At 59.3% G+C, this 22,640-nt stretch carries 25 protein-coding genes and 1 pseudogene; 14 read left to right on the top strand and 12 right to left on the bottom strand.

Features of this window, described 5'->3' with window-relative positions; genetic code table 11:
• Positions 1-263 precede the first annotated feature (263 nt).
• The 12 genes from CFB10_RS10970 to motA all read right to left on the bottom strand — a co-directional run bounded on the left by CFB10_RS10970 (position 264) and on the right by motA (position 12,405).
• Complete coding sequence (locus CFB10_RS10970) at positions 264-830, bottom strand: lytic transglycosylase domain-containing protein (protein ID WP_020010435.1); 567 nt, start codon at positions 828-830, stop codon at positions 264-266.
• Positions 778-2,127: a flagellar hook-length control protein FliK gene (locus CFB10_RS10965; RefSeq protein ID WP_020010434.1), complete on the bottom strand. Its 1,350-nt coding sequence runs from the start codon at positions 2,125-2,127 to the stop codon at positions 778-780. Before CFB10_RS10965 ends, CFB10_RS10970 begins: the two co-directional genes overlap by 53 nt.
• Positions 2,124-3,401: a chemotaxis protein MotC gene (motC, locus tag CFB10_RS10960; RefSeq protein WP_020010433.1), complete on the bottom strand. Its 1,278-nt coding sequence runs from the start codon at positions 3,399-3,401 to the stop codon at positions 2,124-2,126. Before motC ends, CFB10_RS10965 begins: the two co-directional genes overlap by 4 nt.
• Positions 3,398-4,681 carry a MotB family protein gene (locus tag CFB10_RS10955; RefSeq protein WP_020010432.1) on the bottom strand — a complete coding sequence of 428 codons (1,284 nt, stop codon included), beginning with the start codon at positions 4,679-4,681 and terminating at the stop codon, positions 3,398-3,400. The genes motC and CFB10_RS10955 overlap by 4 nt, the downstream gene beginning before the upstream one ends.
• Positions 4,678-5,334: a hypothetical protein gene (locus tag CFB10_RS10950; RefSeq protein ID WP_020010431.1), complete on the bottom strand. Its 657-nt coding sequence runs from the start codon at positions 5,332-5,334 to the stop codon at positions 4,678-4,680. The genes CFB10_RS10955 and CFB10_RS10950 overlap by 4 nt, the downstream gene beginning before the upstream one ends.
• A 313-nt stretch (positions 5,335-5,647) precedes the next feature.
• Positions 5,648-6,940: a flagellin gene (locus tag CFB10_RS10945; RefSeq protein WP_020010430.1), complete on the bottom strand. Its 1,293-nt coding sequence runs from the start codon at positions 6,938-6,940 to the stop codon at positions 5,648-5,650.
• Positions 6,941-7,248: 308 nt separating this feature from the next.
• Entirely contained in the window at positions 7,249-7,686 is a 438-nt protein-coding gene (locus CFB10_RS10935; RefSeq protein WP_003503394.1) for a hypothetical protein, read from the bottom strand.
• Between the two features lie 5 nt (positions 7,687-7,691).
• Positions 7,692-8,774: a flagellar biosynthesis protein FlhB gene (flhB, locus tag CFB10_RS10930; protein ID WP_020010429.1), complete on the bottom strand. Its 1,083-nt coding sequence runs from the start codon at positions 8,772-8,774 to the stop codon at positions 7,692-7,694.
• A 128-nt stretch (positions 8,775-8,902) separates the two neighbouring features.
• Positions 8,903-9,946 (bottom strand): flagellar motor switch protein FliG, encoded by a 1,044-nt coding sequence (fliG, locus tag CFB10_RS10925; RefSeq protein ID WP_020010428.1) that lies wholly within the window; start codon positions 9,944-9,946, stop codon positions 8,903-8,905.
• A gap of 27 nt (positions 9,947-9,973) precedes the next feature.
• Entirely contained in the window at positions 9,974-10,513 is a 540-nt protein-coding gene (fliN, locus tag CFB10_RS10920; RefSeq protein WP_003503403.1) for a flagellar motor switch protein FliN, read from the bottom strand.
• 63 nt (positions 10,514-10,576) lie between these two features.
• Positions 10,577-11,536: a FliM/FliN family flagellar motor switch protein gene (locus tag CFB10_RS10915; RefSeq protein ID WP_020010427.1), complete on the bottom strand. Its 960-nt coding sequence runs from the start codon at positions 11,534-11,536 to the stop codon at positions 10,577-10,579.
• A complete protein-coding gene (gene motA, locus CFB10_RS10910) occupies positions 11,533-12,405 on the bottom strand; it encodes a flagellar motor stator protein MotA (RefSeq protein WP_020010426.1) in 873 nt (290 codons plus the stop codon). The genes CFB10_RS10915 and motA overlap by 4 nt, the downstream gene beginning before the upstream one ends.
• A 186-nt stretch (positions 12,406-12,591) precedes the next feature.
• Here motA and CFB10_RS10905 point away from each other — a divergent pair, with 186 nt between their 5' ends.
• The 14 genes and pseudogenes from CFB10_RS10905 (at position 12,592) to fliP (ending at position 22,355) form a co-directional block, all read left to right on the top strand.
• A complete protein-coding gene (locus CFB10_RS10905; protein ID WP_003503409.1) occupies positions 12,592-13,371 on the top strand; it encodes a DUF1217 domain-containing protein in 780 nt (259 codons plus the stop codon).
• 1 nt (position 13,372) lies between these two features.
• Entirely contained in the window at positions 13,373-14,107 is a 735-nt protein-coding gene (gene flgF / locus CFB10_RS10900) for a flagellar basal-body rod protein FlgF (RefSeq protein ID WP_003503411.1), read from the top strand.
• 11 nt (positions 14,108-14,118) lie between these two features.
• A complete protein-coding gene (gene fliI / locus CFB10_RS10895) occupies positions 14,119-15,525 on the top strand; it encodes a flagellar protein export ATPase FliI (RefSeq protein ID WP_026363656.1) in 1,407 nt (468 codons plus the stop codon).
• A 3-nt stretch (positions 15,526-15,528) separates the two neighbouring features.
• Positions 15,529-16,089 carry a hypothetical protein gene (locus tag CFB10_RS10890; protein ID WP_020010424.1) on the top strand — a complete coding sequence of 187 codons (561 nt, stop codon included), beginning with the start codon at positions 15,529-15,531 and terminating at the stop codon, positions 16,087-16,089.
• Positions 16,090-16,260: 171 nt separating this feature from the next.
• Positions 16,261-16,653: a flagellar basal body rod protein FlgB gene (gene flgB / locus CFB10_RS10885; RefSeq protein WP_020010423.1), complete on the top strand. Its 393-nt coding sequence runs from the start codon at positions 16,261-16,263 to the stop codon at positions 16,651-16,653.
• Positions 16,654-16,656: 3 nt separating this feature from the next.
• Positions 16,657-17,076, top strand: a complete 420-nt coding sequence (flgC, locus tag CFB10_RS10880) for a flagellar basal body rod protein FlgC (protein ID WP_003503422.1) — start codon at positions 16,657-16,659, stop codon at positions 17,074-17,076.
• A complete protein-coding gene (locus CFB10_RS10875; protein WP_003503424.1) occupies positions 17,073-17,411 on the top strand; it encodes a flagellar hook-basal body complex protein FliE in 339 nt (112 codons plus the stop codon). The genes flgC and CFB10_RS10875 overlap by 4 nt, the downstream gene beginning before the upstream one ends.
• A 17-nt stretch (positions 17,412-17,428) precedes the next feature.
• On the top strand, positions 17,429-18,217 hold the full coding sequence (flgG, locus tag CFB10_RS10870) for a flagellar basal-body rod protein FlgG (protein ID WP_003503427.1): 789 nt from the start codon (positions 17,429-17,431) through the stop codon (positions 18,215-18,217).
• Between the two features lie 20 nt (positions 18,218-18,237).
• On the top strand, positions 18,238-18,726 hold the full coding sequence (gene flgA / locus CFB10_RS10865) for a flagellar basal body P-ring formation chaperone FlgA (protein WP_081629524.1): 489 nt from the start codon (positions 18,238-18,240) through the stop codon (positions 18,724-18,726).
• Between the two features lie 65 nt (positions 18,727-18,791).
• Positions 18,792-19,844: pseudogene (locus tag CFB10_RS10860) on the top strand (flagellar basal body P-ring protein FlgI); the annotation flags it as partial.
• Entirely contained in the window at positions 19,841-20,377 is a 537-nt protein-coding gene (locus CFB10_RS10855; RefSeq protein WP_020010420.1) for a MotE family protein, read from the top strand. The pseudogene CFB10_RS10860 and the gene CFB10_RS10855, both read left to right, overlap by 4 nt.
• Positions 20,374-21,093: a flagellar basal body L-ring protein FlgH gene (flgH, locus tag CFB10_RS10850; protein WP_003503434.1), complete on the top strand. Its 720-nt coding sequence runs from the start codon at positions 20,374-20,376 to the stop codon at positions 21,091-21,093. Before CFB10_RS10855 ends, flgH begins: the two co-directional genes overlap by 4 nt.
• A 27-nt stretch (positions 21,094-21,120) precedes the next feature.
• Positions 21,121-21,621, top strand: a complete 501-nt coding sequence (locus CFB10_RS10845; protein WP_026363654.1) for a flagellar basal body-associated FliL family protein — start codon at positions 21,121-21,123, stop codon at positions 21,619-21,621.
• On the top strand, positions 21,618-22,355 hold the full coding sequence (fliP, locus tag CFB10_RS10840; protein ID WP_003493833.1) for a flagellar type III secretion system pore protein FliP: 738 nt from the start codon (positions 21,618-21,620) through the stop codon (positions 22,353-22,355). Before CFB10_RS10845 ends, fliP begins: the two co-directional genes overlap by 4 nt.
• Positions 22,356-22,640 lie beyond the last annotated feature (285 nt).

The following is a 22,640-nucleotide window of genomic DNA, read 5'->3' as shown; positions in this document are numbered from 1 at the left end:
TGTGGTGTTTTCCAATAAGGCATTGGTACGAATCGGGGGATTCAGCGACAACTGTAGGAAATCATCGATAGTTATTAATAATTGATTAACCATTTTGTGCCGATTTGATCTATATATAGTGGGTATTAACCATATACGGCACAAAATTTTTGTGTAGAAATTTCAAAATTCCGAAAAAACCGCTTGAAATGCCTTTTTTCGATCAATCTATCGCCACATTTCAAAATACGAGTCCTGCGGCGCCTGAAAGCAATTTCAGGTTGTTATCCGTCGCAGAAATTTTTCGCGTTGGGAGTCCATTTCCCGTAGCCCGTCGCCACCAGATTGGCGATAACACGGCAGACGTATTTCTTCTGCGCCGGATCATTGTTCGGGCCGGCATGATAACGGGCCACCGCCATGGTCCAGGTTTCATGCCTGTTGTGAAGGTTGCGAAGGAACATGGCGGCATATTCCACATTCCGGCGCGGATCGAACATTTCCCGCGCTGATGCGAAGTTTTCGCCGTGGAAATAATGATTTATCTGCATGCAGCCTAGGTCGATCAGTTTGGCGCCGTTGCGCTTTGCAGCCTCGAAAGTCACCAGGGCTTCCTCGGTGGAGGTCGCAAATACCGGTTTTCCTTCGATATTCATGGCATTGGGGTCGAGCCGCCCCTTGCGGCCCGTCTCGGTCAGACCCACCGAATAGAGAATTCCCTCCGGCACGCCATATTTGCGTGCCGCCGACTGGATCTCTCTTTCACAGACGCCTGATGTCGCCGAAGCCGACGCCTTCTCAGAGGTAGACGCCATTGTCAGCAGAAGAGCGGGCAGAGCCAGGAGCGCCATCCATGCCTTCATTATGCACCCCCAAATTATCGCCATTGCCTTGCCGGCTGCCCCGTGCTCCGGACTCGTCACGGTTGCGCCCAGCGGCGGCCTGCTGGCCCTGCTGCTGCGCCTGCTGATTTTGCTGATTGTTGCCCTGTGTGCCCGTTTGGTCACTCTTGTCGGAAGAAGCGATGCTGATGGTGATGTTATCGACCGTCAGACCCTGCGCCTTGAGACCCTCAAGGATGCTCTTGCTGTCGTCCTGGAGCTTTTTATAGGCCGCTACGCTCTCCACCGTCATGTGAACGGCAAGCTCGTCACCGGCGAGACGCAGCGACATCGTCACCGATCCGAGCTCGATCGGCGTCATGTGCAGCTTCAGCGTATGCACGACCTTTCCGGTGCTGCTCTGGGCCGCCGCATTGGAAAGCGACGAACCGGGCTGCATGGCGCTCACCCATTCCGGGTCATTAACGATCAGGCCGGTCAGGGCCGAAGCGTTGGTGGAAGGCGCCAGACCGATGAAACGCCGCGAATCGAGGACCGTGATGGTATCTGCCGCTTTGCCGTTGCTTTCCCGTGCATCGAATTCAACACGGCCCTCACGCTGCACCGTGCTCATATCGAGAGCCCGGGCAGCGCCCGAACGCGGAGACGAGAAACGGAACGACGAGGCATCACCTTCGTTTTCGGAAGCAGAGCCCGCCTCGTTACCGGCAGCTGCAATGCCTGTCGGCATGTCCTTGACCAGATGCTCGGCCTTGCCCCGGACAGGTTCAGCCCGGTCTGATTTCACCGTGTCGGTCTTGCCGGCAATCGCCTGTGCAATTTCCTCAAGCGGCGTCTTGGCTGTCGCCACATCGGCGGCGTTGGCCGCAACCAGCTGCAGTTCCGCGAGCTTCGGATCGATCACATCGGCCGCCGTCTCGGCGTCCTTGTCGGTGTCGTCCTTGAGCTTCTTGCCGGTTTTGCCGTTCTCGGGTGTGCGAGCCGTTTTCACGGCGTTCTGAAACTCCGCCAGCGTCTCATGGGCGCGGCCTTCGCCGGCATGCTCGTTGACGATGGCATTCAGAAAAGTTGCGGGCCGCTTGACCGGGACATCCATCTTTTCCGCCTCGCTATCACCCTGTGCATGCTGTTCTTCGGCAGGGTTCTTGTCCTGCTGATGCCGCGAATGCAGAGCCTGCGGCGGCCGCTCGTCCCGGACCGTGGAAAGGGCGTCGCCGAAACTGCCGCCCTTGGCGTCGTCCCTGACGCCGGCGCGCGGATCGGATGGTGGCGCATTCATTATCGCGTTGATGGTTGCGTCGATCATGGTGCCCCCTCGCCTTTCTTCAACAGGCTGTCGATTTCATCGAGCTTGCTACGGCCACTCGTCACGAGTTGCCGGACATTCTCGCCCTCATCGTCAGCCTTCTGGGTTTCAACCCGCCATATGCTCTTTGCATCGGCACCGGTCGCCTCGTTTTCGGGCGTATTCCGCCCGGTATCCTTCGTGGCCGCAGTGTCTGCCCCAACACCAGACTGCAGGGAAGGAGGACGAACCACCTGCTCTGCAATCGCCCTTGCCGCCTCCCGCAGGGCTCTGTCCCGATCCGAAAGCTGTGCTTCTGGAATTTGCCCGATTGTCTCGATCGCACTCACCACATCTGGCGTGCCGATGTTGGAAAGGCTTTCATAGAGATTTGCCTGGACTTCAGGCTCACCCGGTAGCGACGGAGACAGCGCCTTCGCCTTCAACGCCGCCATACGCGCCAGCGAATCCTTCCCGCTGATCGCCGCCAGGCGGGAAAGGCGCAGATAAGCTTCTTTCTGCCTCTCGGTATCCATCATGGCGAAGGTTTCCTGTATCGCCTCTTCGCCGATGGAGTCGGCGCGTTTGACCACCAGCGAGACCAGAAGGTCGGCGAACTGGCTGGCATAGGGCGAATGCAGGAAGCGCCGCGCATAACGCTGCGCATAGTCGACGCCGCGCGCAGCATCGCCGTCTTCAACCGCGATAGCGAGCGAGCGGCGCAACGCCGCCTCTTCAACGATGGTGCCGGGCGCTTCGAGCCGGGCTATGTCGTAAAAGCCGAGTGCGGCAAGCGGATCGCGCGGGATCGTCACATTGCCGCCGATCAGCGCCAGATAGGCGCCAATCCGCTTGCCGCGATATTCAGGCACCATGGCCGCGATGCTCTGCGCGACCAGCGTTCCCTTGCCGGACAGGTATTTGCGCAGGATATCGGCAACACGGCTATCGAAATTGCCGTCTACATCGCGCGCGACCAGCAATTCCAGCGTGGCCGGGTTGCCGCCGCTCATCGCATAGATGAGCGCCGCATCGACATTGCGCGGATCCTTGAAGATCGCCGAAGGGGCGCTCTTCAGCCGCTCATCGATCGTCTGTAGCAGAAACCGCTGCATTTCAGCGGCGGAATGGTCTCCCATGGCCACCGAATCCTGCACGAACTGCAGGGAGCGCAACATGGCATAGGGCATCAGATTTTCTTGCGACTGCGAAAACGCCTTGCTCGGCTCGGAGCCGAGACCGCAAAGCGTCGCCGCAAGAAGAAGCCAGCGTTTCGAGGTTTTCGTCACACTCACCCCCGATCGGCCTCAAGCAGGATTTCGATGCGGCGGTTGGCGTCTGCCAGAGGGTCCGCCGGCACCTGCAATCTGCGGTCCGCGAAACCCGAGACCTGCTTTACCCGCTCTTCCGATAAGCCGCCGCGCACCAGCATGTAATAGGCGCTGTGCGCACGATCCATGGAGAGCCGCCAGTTGTCATTGGCCTCACCCTTGAACTGCCGTCCGTCGGTATGGCCGCGGATCACCACGCTGCCGCCCCGCTCCTGAAGCAGTTTGCCGATTTTTTCCATGGCCAGAACCATTTCGCGCCGGGGAACGGCCGATCCGATATTGAACATCGGCGTTTCCGTCTGGTCGGAAATGGTAAGCAGCAATCCGCCTTCGGCTGGCGTCACCACCAGACCTTCAGAAAGCTTGCCGGTAATGCCTGAGATCTGCTTCTCGATTTCCTCGCGCAGCGTATCGGCCTTTTCCCACTCGGCGTCGCTGGCCTTTTGCTGCTCCGGCCTGGGCTGAGAAAGCGCTGCCTGCTCTGCGGCGTCCGGACGCTGCTGCGGCACCACGGCGGCGACTTCCATCGACTTGCCGTCTTCCGTCTTGTCGGCCGGTGTCTCGGACGACTTAAGCGCGACCGCCTGGGCGTTTTCGGCCGCATCCTCCTGCTTGTTCTCCGCGAGCTGCTGCTGTTCAACCGGTTTCTGCGGCTGATCGGCGCGGGTGATTTTCACCTGCTGGGTCCAGAAATCGGGATCGAAGGGATCGCGATAGGCTTCACCGCCGCTCGCGCCCGTCGCCGGGCCGGAATCAGCAGCGCCGCCCTCGCCCTTGGCGCTGACATTGGCCTGCTGCCCCACCTGCTGGGCAATTTCAGCCAGCACGGAATAGGGATTTTCGAAAAAGTCCGCTTCAGAGAAATTCGACTGCTCACCGGTCTGGGAGGTCAGATCTTCGCCCGTCGCCGCGGCGGAGCCTTTGGTGACTTTTTCCGCCTGGATGTTGGACTGATCCTTCTTCTGGACGCCCTCTTCCTTATCGACAGGCTTTTCCAGTCCCTTGGACGAGGGTTTCTCATCGGACAGCTTGATCGGATTGAAATAGCTGGCGACCGAGGCCTTGGTTTCCTCGTTGGCGGCATTGACCAGCCACATGACGAGGAAGAACGCCATCATCGCCGTCATGAAGTCGGCATAGGCGATCTTCCAGGCGCCGCCATGGGCGCCGTCGTGCCCGCCCTTGTGGCGCTTGACGATGATGATCTCGTTCTTGCCGTGGTGGTGGTTCTCGCCTTCACTCATTTCATCACCTTGCGAAGACTGGAGGCCCAGGCGGACATGCGCGTCACGAACACGCTTTCACCCAACTCGACGGAAAGATCGATATCGGTGGTCTCGGTAAATTTCATCGTTTCTTCTTCAAAGCCCGGCTGCGTCTTCAGTCGCTCGAACAAATCTTTCGGGCCTTTCACGACAAGCGTAACCCCTTCGCCATCCGGCATGGCGGCGCGCACCACATCGGCCAGCGCCGTAACCGCCTTGAGCGACAGCTTTTCCGTCAGAAGGGGGGCAAGGATATTGGCTGTCTGTTCGCTGAGATTGGCCGCGATCGCGTCGATACCCTCGCGCAGACCACGGGACAGGGACGCCGCAATTTCTTCGAGATGGCCCGAACGCAGGGCCTCCAGCTCGGCCGCATGGGCAGCGATCAGCTCTTCCCGTTCCGCCTGCATCTTCTCGGTGATCTCGCGGGTGGCGTCTTCGCGGCCGCGGTCATAGGCCGCCTGTTTCTCGCTCTCCACGTCAACGGGAGCAAATTCGTCGAAAGCGGAAGCACCATCGGCAAAACCGGAGAGGAAATCTGTATCGGCCAACGGGTCGCCGAGGGCCGGCGCCGCCGGTTGCGGTTGCGCTTCACCGAAGTCCTTGAGAAACCGTGCAATGGACGCGCTCATGTCTGCCTCCGGCAAAACAGGAGAAAGGGGCCAGACATGTTTCGTTGCCCGCGCGAATCGCAAAAGCCTCGCCGCATTTCCAGACGGAAAACCGGGGTCCACTTTTCCTGGAAATGCTCTAAGCCGTTTGGCGGCACCACCGTCATCCTTGCTACCCTGCCCGTCTCTTCCACGTTTCCCGGCCGGATCACGCCATGCGATCCGCCCCATACTGACCCGACGTTAGGTGTTCAAACTTGTGCGAGGATGAAGGCGGGCGTGATCGGCAAGCCTGCGCCCATTCATCCCCGCGCGCCCACGCCGGTCGAACCCGTTACTTGAAGAGCTGGAGGATATTTTCCGCGTTGGCATTGGCGATGGAGAGAGCCTGGATGCCGAGCTGCTGCTGCGTCTGCAGCGCCTTCAGCCTGGTCGATTCCTCGTTCATGTCGGCATCAACAAGACGGCCGATGCCCTTGTCGATCACATCCATCAGGCTGGAAACGAAGTTATCCTGCATGCTGATGCGGCTCTGCAGCGAACCGAGACTGGAAGCCGTGCTGGTCATCGCCTCAAGCTGCCCGTCGACGAAGGACATCATCATGTCGATGGCGTCGGCGTCGGTGTAGGTCGTGCCGCCGCCGGCAAAACCGCCCATGGCTGCGGCGACGACATCGAGATTACCGAGATTGAGGGTGGACACGGAAAACCCGAGGGAACGATCGGCGGAAGCCGCCCCGCCGCTGAGGTCGTAAAACCAGTCGTTGCTGCTGGTGTCGCGATAGGCGGGAGAAACGGTGGTGCCACCGCTCGACGGATTTGTCGCCGTCACCTTCACCCATACGTTTTCGGCAAGGCGGAGATAATTGGCAGTCCCGTCGCTATAGACATTCGGATCCGTATTCGTATCCGTAGTCGCGGCATTCAGCGCGCCGATCTGCGCGTCACTGAGCTTCTCGACGACGTGACCGGCGTTCGTCGCCTTACCCGCAGTCGTCGAGGTCTGAGTGACTTCATATTCCGTCTTGCTGACAAAAACGGCGTTCTTGTCGAGAATCCCGAGCTTTCCACCGCTGAGGTCGAAAAGCACCGTACTGCCGTCGAGCACATAATCAACGGTGGTGACGCCGACATTGCCTGCGCCCGTACGGGTGAAGGATGCAACGACCTTTTTCGTGATCGATTCTTCAACCGGCGGCGTGCCACCGTTGCTGATGCTGGCCTGCAGCCAGTTTTCGCCCGAGAAGGAGGCCGATTCGGAGATGCTCTTCAGCTGTTCCTGAAGCTGCTTGATTTCATCCTGGATCTTGCCGCGGTCAGCGCCAACGCCGTAGGCGGCGACGAGCTTGGCCTTGATCTGCTTGACGACCTCGATCGTGCTTTCAAGCGCGTCGTAGGCGGTGTCGACCTTGGCGGCTCCCAGACCCAAAGCGTCCTGCACGGCCGAAAGCGCGTTATTGTCAGAGCGCATCGTCGTTGCAATGGACCAGTAGGCCGCGTTATCCGCCGCAGTCTCGACACGGTAGCCGGAAGACACGCGCGCCTGTGTTGTCTCGAGGCTCTTGTCGATCATGCGCAGGGTTTGCAGCGCGGCCATCGCCGCCGCATTGGTCAAAATGCTGGTCATGGGGTCCACCCAACTCAAAATTTAAGAAAAAATCCGGCGCTGTGCCGACAACGAGCAGAAGCATCATGCGCATCGGCAATGGCCTGAACCGGCCACCGCGACCTGCTGTTCGTTAACAAATCGTTAATGCGATAGGTAACAAACAACGGGACTGATTTGCAAGGCGTTCCTGCCTTTCGCAGCCGGGTTTCGCATAAACCGGCAGGCTTCAGGCAAGCTCTGGTCAAAACGCACCGGAACGAGGCCGTTGCGCCCGCGATTTCGGCGGGCGCAACGGACATGACGGCAATATTCCGCAGATGATCCGGTTAAGCCGCTTCGCCCTGACGGGTGGGTACGAATCGGGCAGCTGTCAGGCTTTTCCGAAGAAACTCGGTGTTTTCGTCCGGATTTTCGGAAGGGTTCTGAAACGAGACGTGATTGATCTCAACCGCTGCATGTTCGTTGGCGAGCGTCAATCGCGCATAGACCGTGGCGCCCTTCGGCTTGAGCTCGAGATCGAGGACGATCTCCGGCGCGCCTTCCCATTCGAGCTTGTATTCGCCGCCGGCGCCGAAATTGATCGTACCAGGGTGATAATAAAGCTCAGCCGCCGACGAAACGAGGTCGGCGATACTGCTATAGCACTCAAATCTAAGCAGCGAAATCAGGTCGGCCGGGTCTAACAATCGAAGTTCGGTGGCGATCGGGTTGATCGCCTCTGCGACGATCATTTCCCGCTGTTCGGAATAGGCGGATTTTTTCATTGGTTTTATTGAACCCGTATTTTCGATGACTTCATGGCGTAAACCCGATGAACGAGCTCAGCCACAGCCTTGTAAAAGACTGGTGGAATCACACTATCTACCGAGACTTGCGCAAACATGGAGCGTGCAAGCGGAGGGTCCTCAAAAACGGGGATATTGTTTTCTTCCGCAATCTCGCGGATTTTCAATGCGATAAGGTCCTGGCCCTTGGCCACGACAACAGGTGCGTCACCTTCTTCGCGAACATAACGCAGCGCCACCGCAAAGTGTGTGGGGTTGGCGATGACAAGCGTTGCGCGCGGCACATTGTTGATCATGCGGCGGCGGGCGCGGTCGCGGGCGATGGAACGCTGGCGGGATTTGACCACGGGGTCGCCCTGCGACTGCTTGTATTCTTCCTTCACCTCATGCTTCGTCATTTTCAACTGGCTGAACCAGTGATGGCGCGTCCACAAAACGTCGACGGCGGCAAGCAGCGCGGTGGAAAGCAGAATAACGACCATCATTTTTTTGACGATCTCGACCACCCGGACGAAAATGACCTGCGGATCGGAGAACATCAGATCGATGAGGCTGTAGAAATCGCCACGCAAAGCAAAGAACATGATGATCGCGACGATCATGATCTTGAATACGGATTTGCCGAATTCCACGAAACCCTGCTTGCTGTAGATGCGCGTAAAGCCCTTTACCGGCGACACGCGTGACCATTGCGGACGCACCCGCTCAAGCACCGGCGACGGCAGGTTCTGGAAAAACGACGAAGCAAGCCCGAAAACCATGAACATGATCATCGCCGGCATGAGCAGATAGGCAATCGAGGTGCCGAGAAAATACAACAGCGACAGGGCGTCCGGCCGGGTGCTGAGGTCCCACTGTTCGGGCTGACCGAACAGGTCCTTCAATGTGACGCCAAGGCGACCGGCGCCATCGGGCAGGAAGAAGACCAGGTAACAGTAAAAAGCGAGCGACGAGGCAAAGATCGGCACTTCGCGGGAAAAGGGAAGATTGCCCTTTTCCGCCGCATCGCGGAGTTTTTTCTCCGTCGGGGCTTCTGTTTTACTGTCCTTGTCCTGATCGTCTGCCAAGGCACGTTCCCGGGATCAAAAAAAGGGCCCGCCGATCCCGGCAGGCCGTCATCCCGAAACTAGCGTCCGTGACCGGCCATCGCAATGGCCGGTTCCGCGGTAAGGGCGGGTTATCAACCGGCTTCCGCTTAAGCGGCGGCCGGTTGTTCCTCCGCAGCGGCTTCCTTCAGCTGGATCTGGCCGGAATTGGCCAGCCGGATCGCCTCCTGCGCCACCGCGCGGCGGGCAATCGCCACTTCGCGGGTGTTGATCGAGGCCTGCGGCACCGCAAGGTCCGATTCGATCATGCGGCGCTGGCGCGGGCTGATGCTGGAGAGCACACATTCCTTGATTTCCATGGTGGCGCCGCGCAGCGCCATCGTCATGACATCGGCCGAAACATCGTTGAGCAGCAGGACGCGGCTGCGCTGCGGCATGAACATGAGGTCGTCGAAGAGGAAGATCTTCGGCTTGACCTTGTTTGCGGCTTCCTTGCTGAGCGTCTCGAGAGAGCTGAGCAGCGTATCGACCTGCGGCTTGTCCAGTTCGTTCATCAGATCCGCAACCTTCGTGGAACCGCCCGCATTGCGCTCGGCCTCTATTTCGTTGATGAGGTTGACCACACGCTTCTCGATGATCTGGGCAGCCGTCGGGCTGACTTCCTTCATGTTGACGGTACGGTTCATGATATCGGCGCGCTGCTCTTCCGGAATGGTAAGGAGAACCTTGGCGCCGAAGGAGGAAGGCAGCATGGAGAGAATATAAGCGATGGTCTGCGGATGTTCGCGCAGCAGGAACTTGCCGACGAATTCCGGCTCGGCTTCCTGCAGGCGGTCCCAGATCGATGCTTCATAGGCCTGGAAAGCCGCGCGGCGGCCGAGAAGGCTGTCCACCTCTTCAGGGGTCAGGCCCTCTTCGAGAATGCTCTCGATCGCCTTGGCATTGTCCATCAGACCCGTTCCTTCGGTGAACAGGTCCTCGAACTCGGCTACGATCTGTGCAAGCTCATCGGGAGGAATGACGCGCAGGGTCTGGGCCGAGGAAATGATCATCTGCAGTTCGTGCTGGGTGAAAAACTTCAGCAGCTTGCCGGCGACGCCCTTGCCCATGGCAAGAAGCACCGCGGCCGCCTTGTCGGCCTGAGACAACGGCTTGCCCGCAAGGGGGTTACCGAAATCCTCGAAGTCCATCATGGTCTTTCCTCTCCGTCCCCACAGGGATCAGGCTTTTCGCGTACTCAGTACTTCAATCAATTTTACGCCGAAGCGCGTATCGTCGTCTTCCAGAACCGTTATTTCACCGCGCGCAATACGGCGGCCATTCACCATGATCTCGACCGGCTCGCCGATCTTGCGATCAAGCGCGATGGTTGCGCCCTCTTCGAGGCTCATCAGCCCCGAAACGAGCATTCTGCTGGTGCCGAGAACGATCTGGACATCGATCGGGATGTCCATGATCATTTCCATGTTTTCGGACAAGCCGCTGCCGAGCGGCGCCTTCACGCCCGCAACCTGCGGGGCGGCGGCAAAATCGTCCATCGCAAAGTCGGCCGCTCCGCCACCAAAGGCGGAAAGGTCGGTTTCGGTCGAAACCTCGTCCGTGCTTCCGAAATCGCCGAAGTCGCCAAAATCGGAGAGCGAGCCTTCCGCATCCGTCTTGAGGACGCCACGCAGATCGCCGATAGCCTGGTCGAGGTCGCCGCCGTCTTCAAACGACGGCAACGCCGCATCATCGGTCACAGGTGTTTTCTTCGTAGCCATGCGCTGATTATTCCCTTTGAAACTTGCGTCAGCCTGCCCAGAACCCAAAAGGCCGGGCAGGATTTAACCCATCAAATGTCGTAAGATCTCGTCGTCCGTGCTGACATTGTTCTTCACCCGAACCATGTAGCGGTCGCCGGACTTGCCGAATTCGCAATTATAGAGCTTGGAACCGTTGGCGCTGACCTCGACGCCGATATCGTCCTGCTTCAGAGCCTGGAACGGAATGACGTCACCGGCCACCAGCTTGGAAATTGTCCTGAGCGTCAGCGTTTCGAGCTTGATGCGCGCCTCGAGCGTTACCTGCGATCGCTTCACCTGCTCCGAAATCATCTCCATCCATTCCTCCTGCTTCTTCAGCGCCTGGGCGGAAGCCTTGGGAGCGACGATGGAGGTTCTGAGCAGGGGACGCTGCGGCACGATGAGGCTAAATTCCGACGAGACCTTGCCGATATCGATCTTCATGCGGATGGTCACGCCGTGAAGACCGGCGATCATTTCCTCGAAGGCGCTTTTGCCGTTGGAGTTGAACGGCGGCTCGATCGCCGCCTCAAAACCGCCGGGCGCGTTGACGCCGGAGCGCAGGACACCGGCGATGCGGCCAAGAACCATGGCCGCGAGGTCGAGCTCGATATGGGACAGGCTGCGCTCATCCGGTTCGCCGATCATGTCCGGCGACGCGCCCAGCATGCGCTCCATGAGCGCGATGACGAAGCCGTTGCCGACAGTCATCATGAAATTGGGGCACCAGTTGCGCAGGGAACAATCGGCAACCGCGACATTGCTCCCAACATTGGCGATGAGATCGGTCATCAGGCCCGATTCGGAGCTGACATATTCCACATCGATCGCGATGCCGGTCTCGCTGTGGAAGATGTCAGGCAGGAATTCGCTGTAGAGATGGCCGATATCGGAACCGATCTTGGCGATCGTCTTGCGGTCAGACAGCCCTCCCGTCAATTTTGCGAGAAGGGCGGTGTCGATGGCGGGTGCTTGTTGCGCTGCAGCTTTTGCCATCGTCATGCCGCCTTGTTTTCGCCGCCGGGGTTCATCATCTCCTGTTCGACGGCGTCAATGGACGGCCGCTCGTAGTTGGAGATGGTCTTGCGGCCGTATTCGAGCGCGACCTGCGGCACCGAGCCGTTCATGTAGGCGATCAGCGTCTGCTTGACGATGATGTAGAGGCGGTGCTGCTTGGTGCGGACGATCTTGACCTGCGAAGCAAGCGGGTTGCAGATCGAATAGGACAGGATGATACCGAGCATGGTGCCGACCAGGGCCGCGCCGATGAGGCCGCCCAGAACTTCAGGCGATTCGTTGATCTTGCCCATGGCCTTGATGACGCCGAGAACCGCCGCGACGATACCGATGGCGGGGAAGGAATCGCCCATGGTGGTGATCGCGTGATACGGCTTCAGCTTGTCGTTGAGGATGGTTTCGATTTCCTCATCCATCAACGCTTCGATTTCGTGGCTGCGGGCGTTGCCGATGATGATCAGGCGGACATAGTCACAGATGAACGAGGTCAGTTCCTTGTTCTTCAGCACCGAAGGCGCGCTCTGGAAGATCGAGGATTCCTCGGGATTGTCGATATGGGCCTCGATCTCGTTGCGCGATTTCGTGCGCAGATCGCGCATCAGCGAATAAAGCACGCCGAGCACGTCGAGATAGTTTCGCTCCTTCGGGACCGAATGCTTGAAGGCCTCGCCAAGCGCCTTGCCCGAATCCTTCACGACCTTCATGGGGTTTGCCATGATGAAGCCGCCGAGACCGGCGCCGCCGATGATCATCAATTCGAACGGCTGAACCAGCACGTCCAGATGACCGCCCATCGCCATATAGCCGCCGATGATGCAGCCGAAGGTGATTATAAGTCCAATTACAATATTCATTGATCGACCACGCCCGAACAGTGTTCCATGCCGTCATGTCTAGAAAATGTGGCTTGCGTGAACCTGTCCGCAAAGCTTCCCTCGCGTTCCCGCCTTCAGCCAGTTTCGCACAAGCAAGCCACGGCACTATGCCGGCAAAGGCGGACGTGCGCCTTGAGATCGGGATCAAACGAGAGCGGCGGTTCAGTGACTTCCACCTATACCAGCTACAGACTGATCAGTCAGGACATCGGCAAATCGCTTGAGCGGGTGTCGAAGCAGCCTGATGTGGCGCGCGAAACCGAATATTACCGTGCAAAGATCGGCGATGTGAAATCCATCGACGACTTCATGGCCGATACGCGCCTTTATAATTACGCCCTGAAAGCCCACGGGCTTGAGGATATGGCCTATGCGAAGGCCTTCATCCGCAAGGTGCTGACGGAAGGCACCTCGGACAAGAACGCCTTCGCCAACAAGCTTTCCGACAACCGATATGCCGAACTTGCAAAGTCCCTGGATTTCGCGGGCCTGGGTGCGGCAGCGACCTCCACCGAGGCAGCGAAATCAGGTGTCGTCAGTAAATACACGCGCCAGACGCTGGAACAGGAAGCGGGCGACGACAATAACGGCGTCCGGCTTGCCCTTTATTTCGAGCGCAAGGCGCCGACAATCAAATCCGGCCTCGATTTCCTCGCCGACGACGCGCTTGCGCAGGTGTTCCGCACCACGTTCAACCTGCCCGACGCATTTGCGGCGGCCGATGTCGACAAGCAGGCCGCGCTCATCGAAAAAAGCATCGATATCAAGGATCTGCAGGATCCTGAAAAGGTCGGCAAGCTGCTCGAGCGTTTCACCATCATGTGGGAAATGCAAAATCCCTCAACGACCTACGACCCCTTGGCCGTTTTCGGCTCCTCCAGCGGCTACGGCATTTCCCCCGACCTGCTGATCTCCATCAACTCCCTGAAACTCGGAGGCAAATGATATGCAATCCGGACTATACGTCGCCCTGTCCTCGCAGATCGCGCTGGAGCGCCGTCTCACCACCATTTCCGACAATATGGCGAATGTGAACACGGTCGGCTTCCGCGGCTCCGAAGTGAAATTCGATGAGATGGTCGCCAAGAACCACAATGACATGAACGCCAGGGTAGCCTTCGTTTCCCAGGGCAACGACTATCTCTCCACCCGCCAGGGTGCATTCGAGCAGACCGGCAATTCCTTCGATTTCGCCATCAAGGGCGATGCCTGGTTCTCGCTGGATACGCCTGATGGTCAGATCCTGACCCGCGACGGCCGTTTCACCATGCGTCCGGACGGCGCGCTCATCTCGTCCAGCGGTTATCCCGTTCTTGATGCCGGCGGCGGCCCGATCCAGCTCAATCCGAATGGCGGTCCGATCACCGTCGGTCTCGACGGAGCCATCCGCCAGAACGAGAATATCGTCGCCACGCTCGGCATCTACCAGGCGGATTTTTCGCAAGGCTTCCTGCGTCATCCCAATAGCGGCGTGAAGCCGGTGGCCCAGCCGGTTCCGGTGGTCAACAATCATGAAGTCGGCGTCGTGCAGGGTTACCTCGAGCAGTCGAACGTCAACGGCATTTCCCAGATGACGCAGCTCATCCAGGTCAACCGCGCCTTTGAAAGCATCTCCTCGCTGATGCGCGACACCGAATCGACCTTCGGCGAGGGCATCAAGACGCTTGGCGGCGCGCGTTGAGGAACTGAGTGATGACAATGCCGGAATCCATGCTCTCGGCTGATGCCATTTCACCGAAGCTCGCGCAGCTGGCGAGCCTTGCCGGGCATTATGCCGATCCGGAGTTCTCAGTTGCGCATGGCGGTCATGTCCGCACCATCGCCGCCGGGCACTATACGGTTTCCGGCCTGTCGCGGCATGTGCGGCTCGGTGAATTCGTCGCCCATCGCAGTGCGACCGGCATTCATCTCGGCGAAGTCGTGCGCGTGGAGCCGGACATCTGCTATGTCTGCCCGATTGAACCCGGCGAGCCGATCGGCATTCACGACACCGTCATCCGCAAGGGCGCCTTCCGCGTCTCGCCCGACGACAGCTGGTGCGGACGCACCATCAATGCGCTCGGCGAGCCGATTGACGATCAAGGGCCGCTTTCCGCCGGTATTGAGCGCCGTTCGATTTCCAGCAATGCGCCGCCCTCGATGACGCGCAAAAGAGTGGAGACGCCCTTCAAGACGGGTGTGCGGGCAATCGATATCTTTTCGCCGCTTTGCCTCGGCCAGCGCCTCGGCATTTTTGCGGGTTCCGGCGTCGGCAAATCAACGCTGCTGTCGATGCTCGCCAAGGCAGACGCCTTCGATAAGGTCGTCATTGCGCTTGTCGGCGAACGTGGCCGCGAAGTGCGCGAATTCATCGAAGACACGATGGGCGAGAATATGAGCAAGTCCATCGCCGTCGTCGCGACGAGCGATGAGAGCCCGATGCTGCGCAAGATGGCGCCGCTTTCCGCCGTTACCATCGCCGAGCATTTCCGCGATCAGGGCGACAACGTCCTTCTCATCATCGACAGCGTGACGCGATTTGCCCATGCGATCCGCGAAGTGGCGGTCGCTTCGGGCGAGCCGCCGGTGGCGCGCGGCTATCCGGCCTCTGTCTTTACCGAACTGCCGCGCCTTCTGGAGCGGGCGGGACCGGGCGCAGAAGGCACCGGCACCATCACCGCCATCGTCTCCATTCTGGTGGATGGCGACAATCACAACGATCCGATTGCCGATTCGACCCGCGGTATTCTCGACGGCCATATCGTGCTTGACCGCAGCCTTGCCGAAGAAGGCCGTTATCCGCCGATCAATCCCCTCGCCTCGATCTCCCGTCTGGCCAAGAAGGCCTGGACGCCGGATCAGGAAAAGCTGGTCTCGCGCCTCAAGGCGCTGGTGCACCGCTTCGAGGAAACACGGGATCTTCGCCTTATCGGCGGTTATCGGCCCGGCACCGACCCCGATCTCGACATGGCGGTGAAGCAGGTGCCGATCATCTATGAAACGCTGAAACAGCTGCCGAGCGAACCGGCAGCGCAAGACGCCTATGCCGACCTGGCGACCGCGCTGCGCGGGGGAGCACAGAATGGCCAGCCCCAGGTAAACCCGAGAGTGAGAGGCTGACCCGTGAACAAGCCGACCGACAATAGCCATGATGAAGACGTGCTGCCCAAGCCTGTTTTCTTTACGCCCGACCGTATTCTCGCATGGACGGGCATCGGACTTGCCGCTGCAGCAGCCTTTTTTCCATGGTACGTGTTCTTCAACGAAGACAAATTCGGCATGAAGGTGGCGGGCGGCGACCGCACCCGCGATCTGCCCCATACCGGCCCGCGGGAAGTCTTCAGCGTTTCGCCAATGGCCATGACCAACCGCAACAAGGAAGACACCCCGCCGCCGGCGGAGCTGCCCGACATGCTGACGACGGCGACCGTCAACGCGGGCGGCAAGGAAAAGCAGAACAATCTGGCAGCCGGGATCGAGGACCAGCCCTTCCCTGGCCAGACATCCTTCCGTCTGCTGCATGTTTCCAACGGCCGCGCCCTGATCGAGGACGGTTCGGGCATGTATATGGTGCGAGTCGGTTCGACCCTGCCGGACAATGCATTGCTGACAAAGATCGAGCAACGCAACGGCCAGTGGCTGATAGAGACCTCCTTCGGCAAGACCTATCACCCCGAAAAATAACGGTTTTTCTCTCAACGGAAGGGCGCGCCGCATCTGCCGGCGCGCCTTTTTTGTTTTGTGCGGGCCGCGTGTGCAGGCCCGTTTCTCCATCGTTGCGCAGCATCATCCCTCCCCGCAAGTCTGACGCAAGATTAGCCCCGTAGGTTCGGGGCATACGAGATGGAGAAGTCTATGCAACCGATTCAACTGTTCGAACTGGCATCCCGCCAAGCGGAATGGCTGAGCGTGCGGCAGGAAGTCGTGGCGACCAACATCGCCAACGCCAACACACCCAAGTTCCACGCCAAGGATGTCAGCCCTTTCGAAGCGGTCATGCAGGCCACCAGCCAGCAGGTCGGCATGGCGAAGACCCATCCCGCCCATTTCGGGGCGAGCGATCTCAGCGAAAACATCGCGGTGCGCGACAACCCGATCAATAACGAGATCGGCATGCAGGAGTCCGGCAATTCGGTCGCGCTTGCTGAAGAAATGACCAAGACCGGCGAGATCAAGCGGCAGTACGACCTGAACGCCAATCTCGTCAAATCCTTCCATCGCATGATGCTGATGACGGTAAAGAGGTAATCCATGGATCCCTTGAGTGCGGCGAGCAAGATCGCCGGCAGCGGTCTCGAAGTGCAGTCCACGCGCCTGCGCATTGTTTCGGAAAACATTGCCAACGCCAGATCCACCGGCGACACCCCCGGCGCCGACCCCTATCGCCGCAAGACCGTCACCTTCGGCTCCGAGCTCGACCGTGTCAGCGGTGTGGAGCGTGTGACGGTGAAAAAGCTCGGCGTCGACCGTGGTGATTTCGTCAACGAATACGATCCCGGCAATCCGGCCGCCGATAGCAACGGCATGGTGAAGATGCCGAACGTCAATATCCTGATCGAAATGGCTGACATGCGCGAAGCCAACCGCAGCTACGACGCCAATCTTCAGGTCATCCGCCAGACACGCGACCTCGTCGCCTCCACAATCGACCTTCTGAAGGCATCGCAATGATCGACGGTATCAAGCAAGTCAGTTCCCTCTCGCTTACCCGCGGCGCAAGCGGCGTCTCCTCGCTGACGGAAAGCCTTTTCGGCGACCAGCAGCAGACGACACCCGCGCAGCAGACAGGCGCAAGCTTCGCCAGCGTTCTCGGCAACGTATCGATTGATGCGATGAACAATCTGAAGAAGGCGGAAGTCGCTTCCTTCGAAGGCATTCAGGGCAAGGCGAATACGCGTGAAGTGGTCGATGCCATGCTTTCGGCCGAACAGTCACTGCAAACCGCCATCGCGCTCCGAGACAAGATCGTGTCGGCCTATCTCGACATTACCAAGATGCAGATCTAGCCCACAGGAATATTGACATGAGAGCTCTTGCCATCGCTGCCACCGGTATGGACGCCCAGCAGACCAATCTGGAAGTCATTGCCAACAACATCGCCAACATCAACACCACCGGCTACAAGCGCGCGCGTGCGGAGTTCACCGATCTTCTCTACCAGACCGAGCGCATGCAGGGCGTGCCGAACCGCGCCAATCAGGCGATCGTGCCCGAAGGCGCCAATATCGGCCTCGGTGTACAGACCTCGGCGGTGCGTAACATCCACACCCAGGGCAACCTGATCGAGACCGGCAACAAGCTCGACGTCGCGATCATCGGTCAAGGCTGGTTCCAGATCGAGGCGGCCGACGGTTCGACGCTCTACAGCCGCGCCGGCGCCTTCAACAAGAACGCCGATGGCAATCTGGTGACGGTCGATGGCTATAACGTCATTCCCAACATCAATATCCCGACCGACGCGCAGGACATCACCGTTACCCGCACGGGTCAGGTGACGGCCCGCATCGGCAACGCCGCCGACTTTACCGAGCTTGGCCAGCTGACCATCGCCAACTTCGCCAACGAAGCCGGCCTGAAGCCGCTCGGCGACAACCTCTTTGCCCAGACGCCGGCATCCGGCGACGCTGTCATCGGCGTGCCTGACGATCCGAGCTACGGCTACATCAAGCAATCCTACCTCGAAGGCTCGAACGTCGATGCCGTCAAGGAAATCACCGACCTGATCACGGCGCAGCGCGCCTACGAGATGAATTCCAAGGTCATCACCACCGCTGACGAAATGGCTTCGATTGTCAGCAAGAACCTGAAGTAAGAACGGAAAGGCAGGCGAACATGAGGTTTGTCCGGAACAATAGCAGCTGCAGAACGGCGCTCGTCCGTATGTGCCTGGCGTCTGCCTTTTCACTGGGGGCTCTTGTCCCCGCGCTTGCCCAAGCGCCGATGGCGCTGGTCCCGACGCGCACCATCTATCCGGGCGAGACGATCACGCCTGAGCAGGTGAAGCCGGTGGAAGTGACCAATCCCAATATTTCCTCGGGCTATGCGAGCGATATCAGCGAAGTGGAAGGCATGATCTCCAAGCAGACCCTGCTTCCCGGCCGCACGATCCCCGTTGCCGCCTTGCGCGAACCGTCGCTCGTCACGCGCGGCACCAGCGTCAAACTCGTCTTCACAATCGGCAACATGACGCTGATGGCTTCGGGAACGCCGATGACCGACGGCTCGCTCGGCGAAGTCGTGAGGGTACGCAACATCGATTCCGGCGTGATGGTCAGCGGCACGGTCATGAAGGACGGAACCATTCAGGTGATGGCGAAATGAGAGTGCTTCGTATCCTGGCCGCGGCCATCCTGTTTTCGGCACAGCCTTTCCTCTCCCTCCCCGCAGCCCATGCGGATACATCCCGTATCAAGGATATCGCATCGCTGCAGGCGGGGCGTGACAACCAGCTGATTGGATATGGTCTCGTGGTCGGCCTGCAGGGCACGGGCGACAGCCTGCGCTCCTCGCCGTTTACCGAACAATCCATGCGGGCGATGCTGCAGAACCTCGGCATCACCACGCAGGGCGGTCAGTCGAACGCCAAGAATATCGCGGCTGTCATGGTGACGGCCAACCTGCCGCCCTTCGCCAGCCCCGGCAGCCGTGTCGACGTGACGGTCAGCTCGCTGGGCGATGCCACCTCACTTCGTGGCGGCACCCTCATCATGACTTCGCTTTCCGGCGCGGACGGACAGATCTACGCGGTCGCGCAGGGCGCACTGATCGTCAACGGCTTTTCGGCTCAGGGCGATGCGGCGACGCTGACCCAAGGCGTGACCACCTCCGCCCGCGTGCCGAACGGCGCGATCATCGAACGGGAGCTGCCGTCCAAGTTCAAGGATTCGGTCAATCTCGTCCTTCAGCTACGCAATCCCGATTTTTCGACCGCCGTGCGTGTCGCCGATGTCGTCAACGCCTTTGCCCGCGCCCGTTACGGCGACCCGATCGCCGAGCCGCGCGATTCGCAGGAAATCGCGGTGCAGAAGCCCCGCGTGGCTGATCTCACCCGGCTGATGGCGGAAATCGAAAACCTGACGGTGGAGACGGATACCCCGGCCAAGGTCGTGATCAACGAACGCACCGGCACGATCGTCATCGGCGCCGATGTACGCATTTCCCGTGTCGCGGTCAGCTACGGAACGCTGACCGTGCAGGTGACGGAATCGCCGCAGGTCATTCAGCCCGCACCCTTCTCGCGCGGTCAAACGGCGGTGCAGCCGCAGACGGATATCATGGCAATGCAGGAAGGCAGCAAGGTCGCCATCGTCGAAGGTCCTGACCTTCGCACACTGGTTGCCGGTCTCAACAGCATAGGGCTCAAGGCGGATGGTATCATCGCCATTCTGCAAGGCATCAAATCCGCCGGCGCCCTTCAGGCGGAGCTTGTGCTGCAATGATGGAACATCAGAAGAAAAACGCTCTCCCTAATGGCCTTGCCCGCTTCGCGGCCGTCGCCTCGCTGCTTTTCCTGCTGCCGGCCGCCGGCGCGGAAAGCCAGCAGAATGTGGTGTCCGAACTCAGCACGCAGGATGAAATCCAGAAATTCTGCACCAACATCGCCGATGCCGCCCGCGACCAGCGCTATCTCATGCAGAAGCAGGAGCTGGAAAAGCTGCAGTCCGACGTCAACGAGCGCATTGCCGTGCTGGAAGACCGCAAGGCGGAATATGAGGACTGGCTGGCGCGCCGCGAGCATTTCCTCAATCAGGCGAAAAGCAATCTCGTCGATGTCTACAAGACCATGAAGCCGGATGCCGCAGCACCACAGCTTGAGAAGATGCATGTGGAAATCGCGGCCGCCATCATCATGCAGCTGCCGCCGCGCCAATCCGGTCTCATTCTCAGTGAGATGGATGCGCAGAAAGCCGCCACTGTCGCCGGCATCATGTCGCAGGCAACAGATAAAAACACTTCGAAGGATCCTTCATGAGCACGCGTCGTCTTCCGGCCCTCCTCCTGCCGCTCGCTCTGCTTGCCGGCTGCCAGAACAACCAGACCCTGAAGGAAATCGGCAACGCACCTGCGATGAGCCCGATCGGCAGCGGCCTGCAATTCAGCCAGACGCCGCAGATGGGCATGTATCCCAAGCAGCCGAAGCACATGGCCAGCGGCTATTCGCTGTGGAGCGACAGTCAGGGCGCGCTGTTCAAGGATCTGCGCGCACTCAACATCGGCGACATCCTGACCGTCAACATCCAGATCAACGACAAGGCCGATTTCGACAACGAGACCGAGCGCAACCGCACCAATGCCAGCGGCCTGAACTGGAAGGCCAAGGCCGAAATCTTCGGCTGGACCCCGGAAGCGGACTCAAGCATCAAATACGGCTCCGACACCGACACCCAGGCGAAGGGCAAGACCAAGCGTTCCGAAAAGCTGACGCTGCTGGTGGCCGCCGTGGTGACCGGCATTCTGGAAAACGGCAACCTCATCATCAGCGGCTCGCAGGAAGTGCGCGTGAACCACGAAATCCGCATCCTCAACGTCGGCGGTATCGTCCGGCCGCAGGATGTCGATGCCCAGAACATCATCTCCTACGAGCGCATCGCCGAAGCACGCATCTCCTATGGCGGCCGCGGACGTCTGACGGAAGTGCAGCAGCCCCCGGTCGGGCAGCAGGTCGTCGACCTGTTCTCGCCGCTCTGACGCCGGTACACGGGAACGGACTGACCCATGGAAAACGAACAGGTAGAGGGCAAGAAAAAATCCTCCCCTCTGGTCATGACCATCGCAGGCGTTGCGATCCTCACCCTGCTCGGTGCGGGTGGCGGCTGGCTCGTGGGCGGCATGATCGCGCCGAAGATCGCCGGCGCGGAGGCGCATGCACCGGCTGCTGCCGGCGGGCACGGTGAGAAAAAGGAAGAGGGTGTCGAGAAAATCTCGGCCGAGGCGAACGGCATCGTCCAGCTTGATCCCATCACCACCAACCTCGCTTATCCCTCAACGAACTGGGTGCGGCTGGAAGTGGCGCTGATGTTCAAGGGACCGGTCGAGGTGGGTCTGGCGGAGGATATCCACCAGGACATCATGGCCTACGTCCGCACCGTTTCCCTTCAGCAGCTGGAAGGGCCGCGCGGCTTTCAATATCTTAAGGATGACATTCAGGAACGAGTTGACCTGCGCTCTCAAGGGCGCGTATCCAAGGTCATGTTCCGGACCTTTGTCATCGAATGATTCGATTTCTTGTAACCATCGCCGTCCTCCTTGCTTTGCCGGGCCTTGCCAATGCCCAGCAATTTCCGTCCGATCTGTTCAACACGCAGATAGACGGGTCCGTCGCGGCATGGATCATCCGCACCTTCGGTCTTCTGACGGTTCTCTCCGTCGCACCGGGCATCCTGATCATGGTCACGAGCTTTCCGCGCTTCGTGATCGCCTTCTCGATCCTGCGGTCCGGCATGGGGCTTGCCTCGACACCTTCCAACATGATCCTGCTGTCGATGGCGATGTTCATGACCTTCTACGTCATGTCGCCCACCTTCGACAAAGCCTGGACCGACGGCGTGCAGCCGCTGCTGCAGAACCAGATCAACGAGCAGCAGGCCGTGGAGCGCATCGCCGAACCCTTCCGCACCTTCATGAACGCCAATACGCGTGACAAGGATCTGAAACTGTTCGTCGACATTGCCCGCGAGCGCGGACAGGAAGTCATGACCAACAACGTCGTTGACTATCGAGTGCTCGTTCCGGCATTCATGCTGTCGGAAATCCGGCGCGGTTTCGAGATCGGTTTCCTCATCATCCTGCCGTTTCTGGTTATCGATCTCATCGTCGCCACCATCACCATGGCCATGGGCATGATGATGCTGCCGCCCACCTCCATTTCCCTGCCGTTCAAGATTCTGTTCTTTGTGCTGATCGACGGCTGGAACCTGCTCGTCGGCAGTCTCGTCAGATCGTTCAACTGACGGGCCTTCGTGCCGGATTGACACCCGTTAACCCTGTTTTTTAACCCCGCGCGCCCAAGGCCGCGGGGTTTTTGCTTATTGATGCTTTGTTTACCATTTTTACTAGCCATTGGCTAACTATATTTATAAATATAAAAGTTACTATTCAAATAAATCAAAAAGTAACCATAAGTATCCTCCAATATTTCTTAGCGCTCAAATTAATAATTGCGCAATTTTTCCCTGCGAAGTTCTGACTACACGCAGCAGGTTTGGTTTCCGAAACTAAGAATTTCTGGACCGAGT

The sequence above is a fragment of the Agrobacterium sp. 719_389 genome, assembly GCF_900188475.1.
Lineage (GTDB): Bacteria > Pseudomonadota > Alphaproteobacteria > Rhizobiales > Rhizobiaceae > Agrobacterium > Agrobacterium radiobacter.
This window is presented reverse-complemented; position numbering and strand designations above follow the sequence as displayed.